The following is a 16,983-nucleotide window of genomic DNA, read 5'->3' as shown; positions in this document are numbered from 1 at the left end:
GTAGAAATAGTATTAGCAGCTTTGTCACCCATTTGGAAAGTGTGAGAAGCAGCTGTAGCCCCAGTTCTAAAAGTAGTATCACCTTGTAAAAGTTGAATACCATTGTAGTTAGTTTGTTGTGCAATATTATCTAATTGGTCTAATAATTTATCAATATCTTTACCAATAGCTTGTCTACCAGCAGTAGAAGTAGTAGCAGTAGCAGCTTGAATTAATTTCGTTTTAACGATATCTAAAATATTAGATTGCTCAGCCATAGCTTTATCAGCAATTTGAGTTAAAGCAATAGCAGAATTACCATTTGAAATAGCTTGACCAGTACCACTTGCTTGAGTTCTTAATTTATCAGCAATTGCAAGTCCTGAAGCATCATCACTTGCTTTGTTGATTCTAAGACCTGAACTTAATTTCTCTAATGAGTTTGTTAAGCTTTTATTTGTATTTGTATTAGCCTCTCTTGCTTGTAAAGAAGCTACGTTTGTATTGATTCTCATAATAAATCCTTTTTGAGATTAAAAAGATTTACCCTGATACGGGAGCCTGAAAACCTTCTCATTTTACTGAGCATAGAGTTTTAACTCTTCGGCATAAATTTATACCTATACAATTACAATAATTATATCACTCTTATCAAATATAATGTGAATATTTCATAACAATAATTTAAAAGGGTCTTTATAAATAACTTTGCAAGGAATAAATCCTTGAAAGTTAATTTATAAATGTTTAAATATATTAATCTAAACACAAGCTTTAAACTAATTACTATTGTAATAGTCTTAGTACATTTTGTTGCATTGCATTTGCTTGACTCATAGCATAAGTACCAGCTTGAGCAACAATGTTTTGTTTACTAAAGTTCGCACTCTCTTGAGCATAATCAACATCTCTAATAACAGATTCTGCATTTTTGATGTTAGTTTGTTGCGTACCTAAGTTTCTAACCGCAGACTCTAATTGGTTTTGAGTAGAACCGAAATCAGCTCTCCATCCATTTAGTCTATCTAACGCTTGGTCAACTTCTAACATTTGTGTTCTAGCATTAGCAGCAGTAATACCTGCTCCACCAGCACTAGTAACACCTGCACTAACTAAACCATCTAATGGAGATAAACTTAATCCAATCGTATTTGATTGAACACTGTCCCCAGTAGAAATAGTATTAGCAGCTTTGTCACCCATTTGGAATGTTTGTGACGATGCTGTTCCTGTACCTGTCGCACTTGCTTGTAATAGTTGAATACCATTATAGTTCGTTTGCGAAGCAATATTATCTAATTGGTCTAATAATTTAGAAACATCTTTCGAAATAGCAACTCTACCAGCAGTAGAAGTTGTAGCCGTTGCAGCTTGAATTAATTTCGTTTTTACAATATCTAAAATATTAGATTGCTCAGCCATAGCTTTATCAGCAATTTGTGTTAAAGCAATAGCAGAATTACCATTTGAAATAGCCTGACCAGTACCACTTGCTTGTGTTCTTAGTTTATCAGCAATTGCTAATCCAGATGAATCATCACTTGCTTTATTAATTCTAAGACCCGAACTTAATTTTTCTAATGAACTACTTAAATTAGAATTTGTTCTTGTTGCCGATTCTTGAGCTGTCATTGCAGCTACATTTGTGTTAATTCTCATAATAAATCCTTTATATGATAAAAAGATTTACCCTGATACGGGAGCCTGAAACGTTCTTGTTGTTACCCAAGCATAGAAGGAGGACCTTCTTCGGAATCACTTGATCCCTATAATATAATGTGTTTCAACCCCATAAACTCCACAAATTAAATCAATACAAATTATTGTAATAATCTAGTCACATTTTGTTGCATTGCATTTGCTTGACTTAATGCATAAGTTCCCGCTTGTGCAATGATGTTTTGTTTATTAAAGTTTGCACTCTCTTGAGCGTAATCAACATCTCTAATCACTGATTCAGCATTTTTAATGTTAGTTTGTTGCGTACTTAAGTTTCTAACCGCAGACTCTAATTGGTTTTGAGTAGAACCGAAGTCAGCTCTCCATCCATTTAGTCTATCTAACGCTTGGTCAATCTCAAGCATCTGAGCTCTTGCGTTACCAGCAGTAATACCAGTACCACCAGCACTAGTAACACCAGCACTAACCATTCCAACTAAACCATTTAAACTTAATCCAGTAGTGTTTGATCTTACACTATCACTAGTAGAAATAGTATTAGCAGCTTTATCACCCATTTGGAAAGTGTGAGAAGAAGCTGTACCACCAGTTCTAAATGTAGTATCACCTTGTAAAAGTTGAATACCATTGTAGTTAGTTTGTTGTGCGATATTGTCTAATTGATCTAATAATTTATCAACATCTTTACCAATAGCTTGTCTACCAGCTGTAGAAGTAGTAGCAGTAGCAGCTTGAATTAATTTAGTTTTAACGATATCTAAAATATTAGATTGCTCAGCCATAGCTTTATCAGCAATTTGAGTTAAAGCAATTGCAGAACTACCATTTGAAATAGCCTGACCAGTACCACTTGCTTGAGTTCTTAATTTATCAGCAATAGATAAACCAGAAGCATCATCACTAGCTTTATTGATTCTAAGACCAGAAGAAAGTTTTTCTAAAGAAGTACCAAGTACTTTGTTAGTATTTGAGTTTGATTCCATAGCTTGCATAGCAGCTACATTTGTATTGATTCTCATAATAAATCCTTTTTTTAGAGATAAAAAGATTTACCCTGACACGGGAGCCTAATAACATTCTTGTTTCACCAAGCATAGAGTTTTAACTCTTCGGAATCAATTGATTCCTATTCGTTCCCTTTAGGAAAGGGATTAACACCCAAGAGTGTCATTCCTTTTCCTAAAGGTATAATAGAATTATTACACACCAATTCTTAAAATTAGATTAATTTGAATAAAGATATTAAAAAAGGCCTAGAAAAAAAACTAGACCTTGATTAGTTATCTTCGACTTTACCTCTATTGAAGTAGTCTCATAACGTTTTGAGATACATTATTCGCCTGACTCATTGCATAAGTACCAGCTTGTGAGATAATGTTTTGTTTATTGAAGTTAGCAGACTCAGCAGCGTAATCAACATCTCTAATAACAGACTCAGCTGCTTTGATATTAGTTTGTTGTGTTGCTAGGTTTCTAACCGCAGACTCTAATTGGTTTTGAGTAGAACCGAAGTCAGCTCTCCATCCATTTAGTCTATCTAAAGCATCATCAATCTCAACCATTTGAGTTCTTGCATTAGCAGCAGTAAGACCAGTACCACCAGCACTAGTAACACCACCACTAACTTGTCCAAGAAGAGTACTTAAACTAAGACCAGTAGTATTTGACTGTACAGTGTCACTAGTAGAAATAGTATTAGCAGCTTTGTCACCCATTTGGAAAGTGTGAGAAGCAGCTGTAGCCCCAGTTCTAAAAGTAGTATCACCTTGTAAAAGTTGAATACCATTGTAGTTAGTTTGTTGTGCAATATTATCTAATTGGTCTAATAATTTATCAATATCTTTACCAATAGCTTGTCTACCAGCAGTAGAAGTAGTAGCAGTAGCAGCTTGAATTAATTTCGTTTTAACGATATCTAAAATATTAGATTGCTCAGCCATAGCTTTATCAGCAATTTGAGTTAAAGCAATAGCAGAATTACCATTTGAAATAGCTTGACCAGTACCACTTGCTTGAGTTCTTAATTTATCAGCAATTGCAAGTCCTGAAGCATCATCACTTGCTTTGTTGATTCTAAGACCTGAACTTAATTTCTCTAATGAGTTTGTTAAGCTTTTATTTGTATTTGTATTAGCCTCTCTTGCTTGTAAAGAAGCTACGTTTGTATTGATTCTCATTTTATTCCCTTTTTAGGATTCATAACATATCTATATATTCTAGATAATAGCTAAGCTAAGTTTAAATTTTGTTTAAAATAACCCCAGATTCGATATGTTTTGTGTAGGCAAACTGGTCAAATAATGCAAATTTTTCTATTCTATGAGTTTTAGTTAATTCTTCTAAATCTCTGTGTAAAGTCTCTGGATTACATGAAATATAAATTATTTGATTATAATCAGTAACTAATTTTCTAGTTAAATCATCAAGTCCTGCTCTTGGAGGATCAACAAAAATTGTTGAGAAATTATAATCTTTAAGGTTTACATTTTTTAGTCTATTAAACTCTCTTTTTTCTTCTAATGCTTCTACGAACTCTTCTGCACTCATTCTAATAAAATCAATGTTAGTAGTTTCATTTAATTCACAGTTTTTAAGGGCTGAATTAATTGAAGTTTTTGAAATTTCAGTAGCTAAAACTTTTCTAAATTTAGTAGCTAATGGAATTGTAAAATTCCCGCCACCACAGTATAATTCACATAAATCACTTTCATTTGGTTTAATGTTATTTAATACCCATTCGATCATCTGAACATTAACTTTTGTATTAGGTTGAGTAAATCCACCTTCTTTATATTGGAAATGAAAGTTTTGATTATTTATATTTAAAGTTTCATTGATATAGTCTTGACTTAAAACTACTTTTTGTTTTCTACTTCTACCAATGATTTTGATTTTATATTTTTCTTCTAAAAGTTTTGCTTCTTCTTCCCATTGTGAATCAAGTTTTCTATGATAAATTAGTGTAACTAACATATCTTTTGTTGTAGAACCTAAAAACTCGATAGCATATATTTTAAAAGATAAAGTTTGTGTTGATGATAAATCTTCTAAAAGTTTTGGCATTAGCTCTTTTATTTGAGGACTTACTATTTGACATGAATTAATCTCTAAAGTTGTTTTTTCAAAACTTGTCATAGCATAAGATAAAGTAGGGCTGTCATTCTCATCAAAGTTTTTCCATATTCTAAACTCTGCTCTGTTTCTAAAGTTTTCAGTTTCACTTTTAATAATTTCAAAAGTTTCATTTGTAAAGTTAGAAAATCTCTCTTCTTCTCTTTGTTTTTTATACTCTAATTGTTCATTATATGTTTTATCATATAAAGTACATGAACCACATGTACCAAAATATTCGCAATTCATCGTTTATCCTCTTTTATTTAATACGATATTATATACAATCTACTATAATACGCACATGAAAGAAAATTGGCAAGAACAACTACACTCACTATTAAATTGTGATTTAAAAGAGCTTTATCCCCTAGCAAGAAGTTTAAACAGAAAATTAGAGTTTTACGTAGGACCTACAAACTCAGGAAAAACTTATAATGCTATGAAACAGTTAAAGCAAGGAAATTCAGGTTTATATCTAGCACCATTAAGACTATTGGCTCTTGAAGGTTATGAGGATTTAAAAGCATCAAATATTGATGCAAGTTTAGTTACAGGAGAAGAGCAAATCTTTGATGAAGAGGCAGCTCATGTTTGTTCAACTATTGAAATGCTTGATTTTGATTTAGATGTTGATGTTGCTGTAATTGATGAAGTTCAAATGCTTGATGATATAGATAGAGGATGGGCTTGGGTAAATGCAATTATAGGAGTTCCTGCAAAAAAAGTAATTATGACAGGAAGTGTAAATGCCTTAGAAGCAGTTAAAAAAATTGCAGATTATTTAGGCGAAGAATTAGAAATTGTAAAACATAAAAGAAAAACACCTTTAGAATTAATGCAAAGACATACCTCTTTGGATAACTTAAGTAGTGGTACTGCACTTATAGCATTTTCAAGAGCAGATGTTTTAAAACTTAAACAAAAACTTCAAAAAAAGTATAGAGTTTCTGTAATTTATGGAAACTTATCTCCTGAAGTAAGACGTGATGAAGCAAGAAGATTTAGAGAAGGGGAAAGTGATGTTCTTATTGCAACAGATGCGATTGCAATGGGTCTTAATTTGCCAATTCATACAATTTTATTTACAACGGATACAAAATTTGATGGTATTAGCCGAAGAAAACTAACAGTTAATGAAATAGTTCAAATTGCTGGAAGAGCAGGAAGATATGGTCACTTTGAAGCAGGTTTATTGGGTGCAACAAGAAGAGATGTTTTAAAGCATATTCAAGTTGAATTTAAAAAACCAATAAAAACTATTAAACCTCCTTTTAAAGTAAAAATTAATGCTGCACAATTAGAAGGTTTAGCTAGTCATATAAAAACAAAGTCTTTAACAAAGACTTTAATGTATTTTGCAAAAAATATGTATTTTAGTGGTCCTTTTGTAGCTTCAAATATTTCTTCAATGCTTGAAGCTTCAAAAATTGTTGATTCAAGACATAATTTAAAGCTTGAAGAAAAATATTTATTAGCACAAGCGCCAATAACAACAAAATCAGCGATAATTCTACAAGCATATGAAGCCTATATTGCCGCAGTAATTAAAAAAAGAGTTTGTAGATATAAGCCTTCAATTACTCTTCCTAAAAAAAGTGAAATCACGCAAAGAGATTTACTTTTAGTAGAAGATGAAGTGAAAAAAATATCTTTATATTTATGGCTTTCTTACAAGTTACCAGAGATTTTTCCAGACCATGATAAAGCTTATATTTTAAGAAACTCTTTTAATTCTTTTATTGAGCAAACATTAAAGTCAAATTTATCTCATGAGAAATCAAATAATTTTAAAAAGCCCAAAAGAAATAATTTTTCAAATGAAAATAATAAAAAAAGAGTCTACCCAAGAAGAAGAAATAAAAACAGTTTTAAGTAGAAAAAATACGAGAATTAGATAAAATATACACTAAAAGAATAGACTACTTGTATAAAAGGAAAATATGCCATGATAAAGTTGTTTAAAGGTAGTGATTACGATACTTTTCTAAAAGAACTACTAAAAAGCAATATTGATGCTAGCAAAATACAAAAGCTAATAGATGATGGCATAGATATAAACAAAGTAGATGAAAAAGGTAGAACAATTCTTTTTTCCCTTGTGGCAAAAAGAAAAATTGATGCTATAAAAATACTTCTTCAAAATAATATTGATATTTCAATAGAAGATGAATATGGCAAAACTGTTTTAGCTGAAGCTGTTTCAAGAGGCGATGGAATGATGATTCGATTTCTTCTTGATAATGGTTGCAATGTAAATGACAAAAACTCTTCAAATAGAACTATTTTACAAGATGTTGCTTTAGAAGGCGACTATAAAACTTTCAGAGTTCTGATGAATTACAATCCTGAATATAATTTAAAAGACAATTATAATAAAACTGTTTTATATGATGCTGTTGAAGGTGGAAATGTAAATATTGTAAAAGATGTTATTAACAATATTGATGATATCAATCTTTTAGACGAAAATGAACAAACAGTTTTATATACAGCAGTTTTAAAAGAAGATAGTGAAATCGCTAAAACTTTAATCTTAAATGGTATAGACATTAACAAAAAAGATATTGACGGTCAAACAGTTTTATTTAATACTGTTCTTCAAGGTGAGAAAAGTTTAGATTTAATAATGCTATTAGTAAAAAAAGGAATAAATCTAAATACGGTTGATAAAAATCATAGAACAATTTTAGATGAGATTTTGCATATATTAGAGTTGCAAAAATTAAAACCAGCAGAGCTTGAAGGTAAGTATGTAACTATCAAAGGTGATAAAAACTATTTAGCTTTAGCTTCACTTTTAATTAAAAATGGATTACTTGTAGATAGATTTGATGATGAAGGTAATACTACTTTATGGAAAGAAATCCAAAAGCAAAATTATGAAAATATAGAGTTTTTACTTAAAAGTGGAGCTAATATTAATACTAGAAATGAAATGGGTCAAACTATATTCTTCAAAGAAGTTTTAAAAGGTTACCCTAATTTTAAAATGATTAGTTATCTAGTAAAACATGGTGTTGATATAAATATTAGAGATCATGAAGAGAAAAGTGCTTTTGATTATTTAATTGAAAAGGTTTACAAAACAGAAAATTTAATTCAAGCAGAAGAAGCAGAACCAAAAGGTTACATGATTTTATTGAAAAAGTTATTGCCTTTAAAACCAAAACTTGATGAAGTAAGAAGTGATGGTAGAAATGTTTTATTTGATGTGGTAAAGTATAATCATTTTGAATTAATTAAAACTCTTTTAAATTATGGTATGGATGCCAACATAAAAGATAAAGAAGGAAATACTCCTTTATCAATAATGATTGAAGCAGGTACAAAACTTAAGATTAAAGAAGCTAGAGAAAGATTCTTAGAGAGACTTGTGTTCTTTTTAAAATTTAGAGTAAATTTAGAAGCTCAAGATAAAGATGGAAGAACAGTTTATCATAAGGCTGTAATAGCTGATGATTTGGAACTTGTAGAAAAACTTTTAACAAAAAAAGTAAATTTAGATATAAAAGATAAACAAGGAAGAACAGCACTTCATCATACTCAATGGACTGGAAACTACAAAATTGCAAGATGGTTAATAGCAGCAGGTGCTAATATGAATGAACCTGATAATGCAGGGTTTACTCTTTTAAACTATGCAGCGATTTTTGGACATGTAAAACTTGTAATTGCACTTGTAGCTTCAGGTGTTTTAATGTATAACAGAAATCCTAAAAGTAAAAAAGTTGCACAATTTTTCAAAGATAAGGAAAAAAATCTTCTGAAATTATTAAAAAGTAATATTAGTGATGATAAAATGCGATATTCATTAAAAGAAGTTGCTGAGAATTTAATAAAAGAAGTAAATGAAGTTTTAGAAGGATAAAAATGAACAATAAGTCAATCATTATATTAGCTGCAGGTGCTGGTACAAGAATGAAATCTCAAAAACCAAAGGTTTTACATGAGATTTCAGGTAAACCAATGTTATATTACTCAATCAAAGAAGCATTAGAATTAAGTGATGATGTAACTGTTGTTTTATATCACCAAGCCTCTAGAGTTCAAAGTGAAATGGAAAAATACTTTGACAATATCAATTATGTAATACAAGACCATGAAAACTATCCAGGAACTGGTGGGGCTGTTATGGGAATAACTCCTAAATATGAGCAAACATTAGTTTTAAATGGTGATATGCCTTTAATTCAAGCAGAAGAGTTAAAAAAGTTTGATATTGACGCAACTATTGTAATGTCAGTATTAGAACTTGATAGTGCTGATGGATATGGAAGAGTTATTGTTGAAAATGGAAATGTAAAAAAAATAGTTGAACAAAAAGATGCATCTTTAGAAGAATTAGCAGTAACAACTGCAAATGCAGGGATTTATCAGTTTGAGACTAAGTTTTTATTACATAATCTTCCAAAACTTTCAAATGATAATGCTCAAAAAGAGTATTATATAACTGATTTAATTGAGATGGCTATAAACGAAGGTAAAACATTAAAACCTTTAGCTGTAAATGAAGAAAACTTCAAAGGAGTTAATTCGAAAGTTGAATTAGCTGATGCAGAAGTTATTCATCAAAATAGAATAAAAAAAGAGTTTTTAAAAGCTGGTGTTATTATGAGACTGCCTGATACTATATATATAGAAGAGGGTGTTCAAATAGAGGGTGAGTCTATTTTAGAAAATGGAGTTACACTTTTAGGAAATACAAAAATTGTTAATTCTCATATTAAGACAAACACAGTGGTTGAAGACTCTATTTTAATTGATAGTGATGCAGGACCAATGGCAAGAATTAGACCAGGAAGTGAACTAAACTCTACTCATATTGGTAACTTTGTAGAAACTAAAAAAGCAAAACTAAATGGTGTAAAAGCAGGGCATTTAACATACCTTGGAGATTGTGAGATTGATGAGGGAACAAATATTGGTTGTGGTACGATTACTTGTAATTATGATGGTATTTCTAAATACAAAACAATTATTGGTAAAAATGTATTTGTAGGTTCAGATACACAACTAATAGCACCCGTAACACTTGAAGATGATACGATGATTGGTGCAGGTTCAACTGTAACACAAGATGTAAAAAGTGGTCAACTTTATACAACAAGAGCTAAGAAAAGAGCGGTAGAGGGCTACTTTTATAAACATTTTGAAAACAAAAAGTAAAAGAAGATAGATGTTATTAAAAGATAAAAAAATTTTAGTTGCAGTAACAGGTTCTATTGCAATTTATAAAACACTTGATTTAATAAGACTTTATATAAAAGCTGGTGCAAAAGTTAGAGTTATTATGACGCAGAGTGCAAAAAAGTTTATTTCACCTATAACTTTTGAGGCTATTTCACAAAATAAAGTTTTAGAAGAGTCAAACGAGAGTTGGGATAAAAATCAAGACTATAATCATATTGATATAGGAAAGTGGTCTGATATTTTTGTAATAGCTCCTTGTAGTGCAAATACTATAAATAAGCTTTCAAATGGGCTTGCAGATAATTTACTAACACAAGTTGCTCTTGCATATCCAAGAATGAAGCTTTTAGCACCTGCTGCTAATACAAATATGTTAAGAAATCCAATAACTCAAGCAAGTATCAAAATGCTTAAACTTTGTAATTTTGAAATAGTTCAAACACAAACAAAAGAGCTTGTTTGTAAAGATGTTGGTGATGGGGCTATGGCAGATCCTGAAACAATATTTTGGGCAACTGCAAAAGAGCTTTTAAAAGATGAGTATTGGGTAAATAGAAAAGTTGTGCTAAGTGGTGGTGGAACTGTAGAGAAGATTGATGATGTAAGATATTTATCAAATTTCTCTTCTGGGAAAATGGCTTCTTCTTTAGCAATGGCACTTTATTTAAAAGGTGCGGAGGTTTGTTTAGTTAGTTCAAGAGGTCATGAGAATTTACCTAGTGATATTCATATTATTCCTGTGCAAAGTTCACAAGAGATGTATGAGTATTTAGTTGATTCTATTAGAGTAGCTAAAAAAGGCGTTTTAACAAAAACTACTTTAATGGATGATTCAAGGCCTGAACTTATTCAAAAAACTCCATTTTTATTTATGGTAGCAGCTGTTAGTGATTATGTTCCTAAGTTTCCACAAGAAGGGAAAATGAAAAAAGAGATGATTGGTGATTCTTGGAACTTAGAGCTTAAAAAAAATATTGATATTTTAAGTTCCCTTGACAAAAGTGAAATGATTAGCATTGGTTTTAAAGCTGAAATGGATGAAGTTACAGCTTTAAATTCAGCTTCTTCAATGCTTCAAAATAAAAATCTTGATGCAGTTTGTTTAAATATTTTAAATGATGAAAATAGTTTTGGCTCTAATACAAATGAAATCGAACTTATTCTAAAAAATAATTCATACTCATTTAAAGGTGAAAAACTTGATGTATCAATGGGTATTTTAAATAGACTACAAAATGAGTTCATAGATAATGAGTAGTGAGCATAGAGTACCTATTCATATAGCCATGATAATGGATGGCAATGGAAGATGGGCTAAAGAGAGAGGTTTAAAAAGAACAGCAGGACATGAAGAGGGTGCTAAAGTAGTAAGAAATATTACTAAATACTGTATGAGTATAGGAGTTAAATATCTTACTTTATACGCCTTTTCAACTGAAAACTGGAAAAGACCTAAACTTGAAGTTGAGTTTTTAATGAAGCTTTTAGATAAGCACTTAAAGGTAGAATTGGAAATATATCTAAAAAATAATGTTAGATTTAAAGCTATTGGCGATTTAAGTAAATTTTCTAAAAAGCTTCAAGAAACTATTAAAAATACAGAAGAAAAAACATCAAAATGTGATGGCTTGACACAAGTTTTAGCACTAAATTATGGTTCTAAAGATGAAATTGTAAGAGCAGTAAAAAAGCTAAATGACAAAGGTTTAGAAGTTACTGAAGAAAACTTAGAGTCTTGTTTAGATACAGCAGGAATTCCTGCTGTTGATATTATGATTAGAACAAGTGGAGAGGTTAGACTTTCAAACTATTTATTATGGCAAAATGCCTATGCTGAAATGTTTTTCACTCAAACATATTGGCCTGATTTTAACACTCATGAATTAGATGATATTATAAGTGATTTTAACTCTAGAGAGAGAAGATTTGGAGCTGTTTAGTTTTATATTTGGGGCAGTTATTGGTTCATTTTTAAATGTACTAATTTCAAGATTGCCTCAAGGTCTTTCAATAGTAACTCCTAGAAGTTTTTGTCCTTCATGCAAAAAAACAATCCCTTGGTATTATAATATTCCTTTAATCTCTTATATTTTTTTAAAAGCAAAGTGTGGTTTCTGTAAAGAAAAAATACCAGCAAGCTATTTTATAGTTGAATTATTAAGTGCTTGTTTGACTTTAGTTTTTTTTATAAAGTTTTCACTGTCTTATGAATTTTTTATCTCAATCACTCTTTTTTATATATTATTAACACTATCTTTTATTGATTTTAAGTACAAAGCTGTTCCTGATTATCTTTTACTTATGGTTTTGGTTCTATCTTTTTTTGTAACAACTCAATCTTTATTTGAGGCATTTAAAAGTGCATTTATATTTTCAGGAGCTTTTGTTTTATTAAATTTTGTATTAACTTTTTACGTTCAAAATATAAAATCAAGAATTACAAAAAATGAGAGTCTAAAAACTCAAGAAGCCCTAGGTGAGGGAGATATACCGATTTTAGCGATGATGGCAGTAGTCCTTGGAGTAAAAGCAGCTATTATAGCTGTATTTTTAGCCTCTATTTTTGCTATAATACCATCAATTTATTCAAGTTTTATAAAAAAAGATGTTCAAACTCCATTTATTCCATATTTAGTTTTAGGTTTTTATGTTGAATATTTTTTTGTATTAGAAGATTTTTTAAAGGTTAGTATTTGAAATTAAAACACTATTTATATTCTCAATTAGCAATTACATTTTTCCCAATATTTTTTGGTTTATATTTTATTACTTCGGTTGTTTTTTTAGTAAAAATTGCTTCATTAACATCAATTATTACAATAAACTTTTTTGAGTTATTTCAACTATATTCATATGTAATACCTCAAATCATATTTTATACAGTTCCTATTTCTTTTTTCATTTCATTGGTGATAACTTTATCTAAATTAGCAAGTGAATATGAGCTTACAGTTATTACTTCTTTTGGATTAAATCCTTTAAAGGTTATGAAAGTATTTTTGCCTTTAACACTTCTTTTATCAATTGCTTTAGTAGTAGTTTCTATTGGTCTTATACCAAAAACAAAGTTTTTAACTAAGCAGTTTTTAGATGTGAAAAAGAAAGAAGCCAATTTTAATATTAAAGCTTCAGAGTTTGGACAAAAGTTTGGTGACTGGTTAATATACATCCAAGATAAAGATGATAAAACTTATAATAATATCAAGCTTTTTAAAACACAAAATGAGAAAGATCAATTTATCATTAGTGATTCAGCAGTTCTAAATAATGATAAAGGAGATTTAACATTTAAGTTAGATTCTGGAAAAGCATTTTTTATAGATGAAAATGAGATAAATCAAATCAATTTTAAATCAATGCTTATAAATGATTCTATTGCAAATAGTAGAATGGGTGAGTTTACTACTACTTATGATTATTGGCAGGAGAAAATAAAAAAAGGTCACGATATTGATGATTTTACTTTCTTTATTTTAACATCAATGTTTCCTGTATTTTCTCTTTTCTTAGTAGTTTCTTTTGGTTATTTTAATCCTAGATATGAAAAAAATAGAGCAGTTATGTATTCTATTTTAGCCGCAGTAATTTATTATGTAGTTGCAAAATCTTTAGGAAAAAATTTAGAACTTCATAGTTTATATGTATTACCAACAATTTGGCTTTTAGGTAGTTACTTTATTTTTAGTAAAACTGTAAAAAAAGAGTATTAATATGAATATTAAGTTTAATATCTCATATGATGGGTCTATTTATAAAGGTTCTCAAAGACAACCTGAGGGTGGAACTGTTGAAGATGAACTTTTAAAAGTTTTTAAAAGAATCAATATTGATACAAAAATTGTATTAAGTGGAAGAACAGATAAAGAAGTGCATGCAACAGGACAAGTTTTTAACTGTCAAATTCCAGAGTATTGGAGTAATTTATCTAAGTTAAAAGAGGTTTTAAATAGACAATTACCAAGCTCAATTAAAGTAAATAGTGCTATAAAAGTTCATAATGAGTTTCACTCACGTTTTCATGGAAAAAAAAGAGTTTATCGATATTTAGTTACTACAAAACCTACAACGCCTTTTAATGACAAGTTTGTTAGCTATGAACCTTATATAAATGAAAAGCTAATTAGCGAAGCTATAAAAGAGTTTATAGGTGAGCATGATTTTAGATATTTCCACAAGATGGGAAGTGATAAGGATATTACTGTAAGAGAAGTGTTTAATGCTTCATTTTATAAATATAAAGATATCTATGTTTTTAGATTTGAAGCAAACTCATATCTTAGATCTCAAATTAGATTAATGGTTGGTTTTTTACTTCAAATTTCAAGGGGAAATTTAACAAAGAAGGATTTAGTAGAACAGCTAAATCTAAAAAAACATATCTATAAAGTACCTGCCTTACCAAATGGTTTGTATCTAGCAAAAATTAAATATTAGAAAGGAAAAATATGGTTTTTAAAAAAAAGAAGTTTTATTCTCTCTCTGATATTAAAAACCAAGTTGTTTATACTCCTTTAATTTTTGTAATAATTCTTGCTGTATTCTCATCTTTAGTTGTTTACTTTTTTTATAAACATCAAGAAGCAAATAAAGTAAAGCTTTTAGAACAGAGTGAAAACTTTTATAATCAAAATATTTTAAGTGAATATATTAGTTTAATAAATATAAAAAGAAGTGAAAAGATTGATTCTCAAGAAAACAATTTGATAAAACTTGTTTATGAATTAAAAGGTTATACAAGATCATTTCTTTTAAGTAATAAAGCTATTGATTATGAAGTATTAGAAAATTATATTTATAATTTAGAACAGACTCAAAATGTTGAGTTTATTCTTTTTGATGCCATCAGATATAAAGTAATTCATGGAGATAATATCTTAGAGTATTTACGAAAGCAAACAAATTCTAAAATAGTCTCTAAAAAATTCAACCATTTTATGCTTAAAAATATTCAATATAATAGTAATGATAATATGACTTATTGGATAGATAGTCATAAAAAAGATGTTAGATTATCTTACTTTAATTTTATTAATCCAAATGGTTTAATGTTAGGTGTTTTTTCAAAGGTTGATGATTTAAAAGCACTTACTAAACAATCTATTTTAAATACAATTGAAAACTCAAGTAAACTTGAAGATAAGGCTCACTTTGTATTTTATGATATAAATGAAAAAGTCGTTTATAACTATAATGGAAAGAATAAAAAGATATTAGTAAAAGATATAAATAGATTTGATTTACTTGATAATAATAGTTTTGTATATACTTTCCCAAAGTATAACTATAAGATTATTGTAAAAAACAATTTTGTTGAAAAAAGAAAAAAACAGATTAAACTTGACCAAGAAAATAGAATGTTAATTGGTATTTTCTTAGTTTTATTTGTAGCTCTTTTACTTATAACTACTGCAAATATTTTTGGAAGATTTATTAATACTATTTTCAATAGATACAACACAAGACTTGAAAGAAAAAATCTTTTACTTACAAAATGGAAAGATAGATATGAGCTTGCAATTATTGCTTCAAATGATGGATTATGGGATATAAATCTTAAAACAAATAAAATCTTTTTCTCAAATAAATGGCTGAATATGTTTGGTTATAAAAGAGATGAAATTCAAAACTTTAAAGAGTGGTTAACTTTAGTTCATGAAGAAGATAAAGCAGAAGTTCTAAAGAAATTTAGTGAACATGTAGAAGGGAAAAGTGAACATTTTATCTGTGAATATAGACTAAAAGATAAAAGAGGTGATTTCAAATGGGTTTTAGTAAGAGGAAAAGCTTTTATTGATGAAAATACTAGTCGTATGCTTATGATGTCTATGGACATCGATGATAGGATGACTTTAACTAAAGAGTTAAGAGATGTAGAACTTCTAACAGAGTTTGGAAGAATCGTAATTTTTAGATGGCATAATAATGAAGATTTAACAGTTAAATTTGTTTCAAAAAGTATTGAGACTTATGGATATTCTCCTTTAGAGTTTATAGAAACAAATAATGCCTTCTTTAGTTTTGTATATGAAAAAGATATTGTTAAATTAAAAAATAGAATTACAAAAGCTATTAATAATGATGAATCTTCATTTACTAGTATTCATAGAGTTATTGATAAGCAAAAAAATATTAAGTGGGTATATAACAGAACTATTTTAGTTAAAGATGATTATGGTCAGGTAACTTCTTTATATGGTTACTTAAATGATATTACAAAAATAAAAATGAATGAAGAGGATTTAAAAGTAAGAGTAAAAGAAGAGGTTGAGAAAAACATTGAAAAAGATAGAATGTTAATTCAGCAAAATAAGATGGCTTCAATGGGAGAAATGCTTGGTAATATCGCCCATCAATGGAGACAGCCTTTAAATAATATAAATCTTTTACTTCATTTTATTAGAGATAATTTCAAAAATTTCACAAAAGAAGATTTACATGAATCAGTTGCTAGTGCGAAACTTCAAATTGATTATATGAGTCAAACTATTGATGATTTTAGAAACTTCTATCAGCCAACAAAAGATAAAAAACTATTTGATATTAAGCAGTCTTTAGTACAAAGTTCAAAGATTGTTGCTACATCTTTTGAACAAAATGGTGTGGACTTAGAAATTCTTGGGGATAGTGTAGAAATAGAAAGTTATGAAAATGAGTTTGAGCAAGTTATTGTTAATATTTTAAATAATGCAGTTGATGCTGCTATCATAAAAAAGAAAGAAGAGAAGTTCTCTCCTAAAGTATTAATTAATATAAAAAAGGCTGAAGATATAATTATTTCTATTTCTAATAATTGTGGAAATGTGGAAAAAGAAGTACTTGATAGAATGTTTGAACCTTATTTTACTACAAAGTTTGAGAATCAAGGTACAGGAATTGGTCTTTATATGGCAAAAATAATTATTGAAAAGAATATGAAAGGCAAAATTGAAGCATTCAATAAAGATGAGGGTGTTGAGTTTATAATAAAACTATGCGCTTAATAAAAAATTTGTTATAATGCTAGTTATTTATAACATAAGA

At 28.9% G+C, this 16,983-nt stretch carries 14 protein-coding genes; 9 read left to right on the top strand and 5 right to left on the bottom strand.

Annotated elements, in window-relative coordinates; translation table 11 throughout:
- The 5 genes from ACH5BF_RS13160 to trmA all read right to left on the bottom strand — a co-directional run.
- Positions 1 to 494: flagellin N-terminal helical domain-containing protein (locus ACH5BF_RS13160; RefSeq protein ID WP_490372051.1), on the bottom strand; the 494-nt coding region annotated here is incomplete at its 3' end.
- 271 nt (positions 495 to 765) lie between these two features.
- Positions 766 to 1,638 (bottom strand): flagellin N-terminal helical domain-containing protein, encoded by an 873-nt coding sequence (locus ACH5BF_RS13155; protein ID WP_423274713.1) that lies wholly within the window; start codon positions 1,636 to 1,638, stop codon positions 766 to 768.
- Between the two features lie 161 nt (positions 1,639 to 1,799).
- Positions 1,800 to 2,678, bottom strand: coding sequence for a flagellin N-terminal helical domain-containing protein (locus ACH5BF_RS13150; protein ID WP_423274712.1), 879 nt, complete (start codon positions 2,676 to 2,678; stop codon positions 1,800 to 1,802).
- Positions 2,679 to 2,957: 279 nt separating this feature from the next.
- Positions 2,958 to 3,836, bottom strand: a complete 879-nt coding sequence (locus ACH5BF_RS13145) for a flagellin N-terminal helical domain-containing protein (protein ID WP_423274711.1) — start codon at positions 3,834 to 3,836, stop codon at positions 2,958 to 2,960.
- A 61-nt stretch (positions 3,837 to 3,897) separates the two neighbouring features.
- The gene (gene trmA, locus ACH5BF_RS13140; protein ID WP_423274710.1) at positions 3,898 to 5,019 is read right to left on the bottom strand and encodes a tRNA (uridine(54)-C5)-methyltransferase TrmA; all 1,122 of its coding nucleotides are present in this window, start codon (positions 5,017 to 5,019) and stop codon (positions 3,898 to 3,900) included.
- 55 nt (positions 5,020 to 5,074) lie between these two features.
- Between trmA and ACH5BF_RS13135 the strand changes: the two genes are divergently transcribed.
- The 9 genes from ACH5BF_RS13135 to ACH5BF_RS13095 all read left to right on the top strand — a co-directional run bounded on the left by ACH5BF_RS13135 (position 5,075) and on the right by ACH5BF_RS13095 (position 16,943).
- The gene (locus ACH5BF_RS13135) at positions 5,075 to 6,649 is read left to right on the top strand and encodes a helicase-related protein (protein ID WP_423274709.1); all 1,575 of its coding nucleotides are present in this window, start codon (positions 5,075 to 5,077) and stop codon (positions 6,647 to 6,649) included.
- A 69-nt stretch (positions 6,650 to 6,718) separates the two neighbouring features.
- The gene (locus tag ACH5BF_RS13130; RefSeq protein WP_423274708.1) at positions 6,719 to 8,641 is read left to right on the top strand and encodes an ankyrin repeat domain-containing protein; all 1,923 of its coding nucleotides are present in this window, start codon (positions 6,719 to 6,721) and stop codon (positions 8,639 to 8,641) included.
- A gap of 2 nt (positions 8,642 to 8,643) precedes the next feature.
- Positions 8,644 to 9,939, top strand: a complete 1,296-nt coding sequence (glmU, locus tag ACH5BF_RS13125; RefSeq protein ID WP_423274707.1) for a bifunctional UDP-N-acetylglucosamine diphosphorylase/glucosamine-1-phosphate N-acetyltransferase GlmU — start codon at positions 8,644 to 8,646, stop codon at positions 9,937 to 9,939.
- 10 nt (positions 9,940 to 9,949) lie between these two features.
- Complete coding sequence (gene coaBC / locus ACH5BF_RS13120; RefSeq protein ID WP_423274706.1) at positions 9,950 to 11,221, top strand: bifunctional phosphopantothenoylcysteine decarboxylase/phosphopantothenate--cysteine ligase CoaBC; 1,272 nt, start codon at positions 9,950 to 9,952, stop codon at positions 11,219 to 11,221.
- Positions 11,214 to 11,903, top strand: a complete 690-nt coding sequence (locus ACH5BF_RS13115) for a di-trans,poly-cis-decaprenylcistransferase (protein ID WP_423274705.1) — start codon at positions 11,214 to 11,216, stop codon at positions 11,901 to 11,903. The genes coaBC and ACH5BF_RS13115 overlap by 8 nt, the downstream gene beginning before the upstream one ends.
- Positions 11,863 to 12,660 carry a prepilin peptidase gene (locus tag ACH5BF_RS13110; RefSeq protein ID WP_423274704.1) on the top strand — a complete coding sequence of 266 codons (798 nt, stop codon included), beginning with the start codon at positions 11,863 to 11,865 and terminating at the stop codon, positions 12,658 to 12,660. Before ACH5BF_RS13115 ends, ACH5BF_RS13110 begins: the two co-directional genes overlap by 41 nt.
- Complete coding sequence (locus tag ACH5BF_RS13105; protein ID WP_423274703.1) at positions 12,657 to 13,673, top strand: LptF/LptG family permease; 1,017 nt, start codon at positions 12,657 to 12,659, stop codon at positions 13,671 to 13,673. The genes ACH5BF_RS13110 and ACH5BF_RS13105 overlap by 4 nt, the downstream gene beginning before the upstream one ends.
- 1 nt (position 13,674) lies before the next feature.
- Positions 13,675 to 14,397 carry a tRNA pseudouridine(38-40) synthase TruA gene (truA, locus tag ACH5BF_RS13100; RefSeq protein WP_423274702.1) on the top strand — a complete coding sequence of 241 codons (723 nt, stop codon included), beginning with the start codon at positions 13,675 to 13,677 and terminating at the stop codon, positions 14,395 to 14,397.
- Positions 14,398 to 14,408: 11 nt separating this feature from the next.
- Entirely contained in the window at positions 14,409 to 16,943 is a 2,535-nt protein-coding gene (locus ACH5BF_RS13095) for a sensor histidine kinase (RefSeq protein ID WP_423274701.1), read from the top strand.
- The last annotated feature ends 40 nt before the right edge of the window (positions 16,944 to 16,983 follow it).

Origin of the sequence: Arcobacter pernae (genome assembly GCF_049472135.1) — a bacterium.
Lineage (GTDB): Bacteria > Campylobacterota > Campylobacteria > Campylobacterales > Arcobacteraceae > Arcobacter_B.
The sequence above is the reverse complement of the archived record's forward strand: the minus strand, read 5'-3'. Positions and strand labels throughout refer to the sequence as shown.

Coding starts and splice junctions, on each gene's coding strand:
- ACH5BF_RS13130 (WP_423274708.1), top strand. CDS start 6,719: ATGATAAAGTTGTTTAAAGGTAGTGATTACGATACTTTTCTAAAAGAA.
- trmA (WP_423274710.1), bottom strand. CDS start 5,019: ATGAATTGCGAATATTTTGGTACATGTGGTTCATGTACTTTATATGAT.
- ACH5BF_RS13095 (WP_423274701.1), top strand. CDS start 14,409: ATGGTTTTTAAAAAAAAGAAGTTTTATTCTCTCTCTGATATTAAAAAC.
- truA (WP_423274702.1), top strand. CDS start 13,675: ATGAATATTAAGTTTAATATCTCATATGATGGGTCTATTTATAAAGGT.
- glmU (WP_423274707.1), top strand. CDS start 8,644: ATGAACAATAAGTCAATCATTATATTAGCTGCAGGTGCTGGTACAAGA.
- ACH5BF_RS13135 (WP_423274709.1), top strand. CDS start 5,075: ATGAAAGAAAATTGGCAAGAACAACTACACTCACTATTAAATTGTGAT.
- ACH5BF_RS13150 (WP_423274712.1), bottom strand. CDS start 2,678: ATGAGAATCAATACAAATGTAGCTGCTATGCAAGCTATGGAATCAAAC.
- ACH5BF_RS13155 (WP_423274713.1), bottom strand. CDS start 1,638: ATGAGAATTAACACAAATGTAGCTGCAATGACAGCTCAAGAATCGGCA.
- ACH5BF_RS13145 (WP_423274711.1), bottom strand. CDS start 3,836: ATGAGAATCAATACAAACGTAGCTTCTTTACAAGCAAGAGAGGCTAAT.
- ACH5BF_RS13115 (WP_423274705.1), top strand. CDS start 11,214: ATGAGTAGTGAGCATAGAGTACCTATTCATATAGCCATGATAATGGAT.
- coaBC (WP_423274706.1), top strand. CDS start 9,950: ATGTTATTAAAAGATAAAAAAATTTTAGTTGCAGTAACAGGTTCTATT.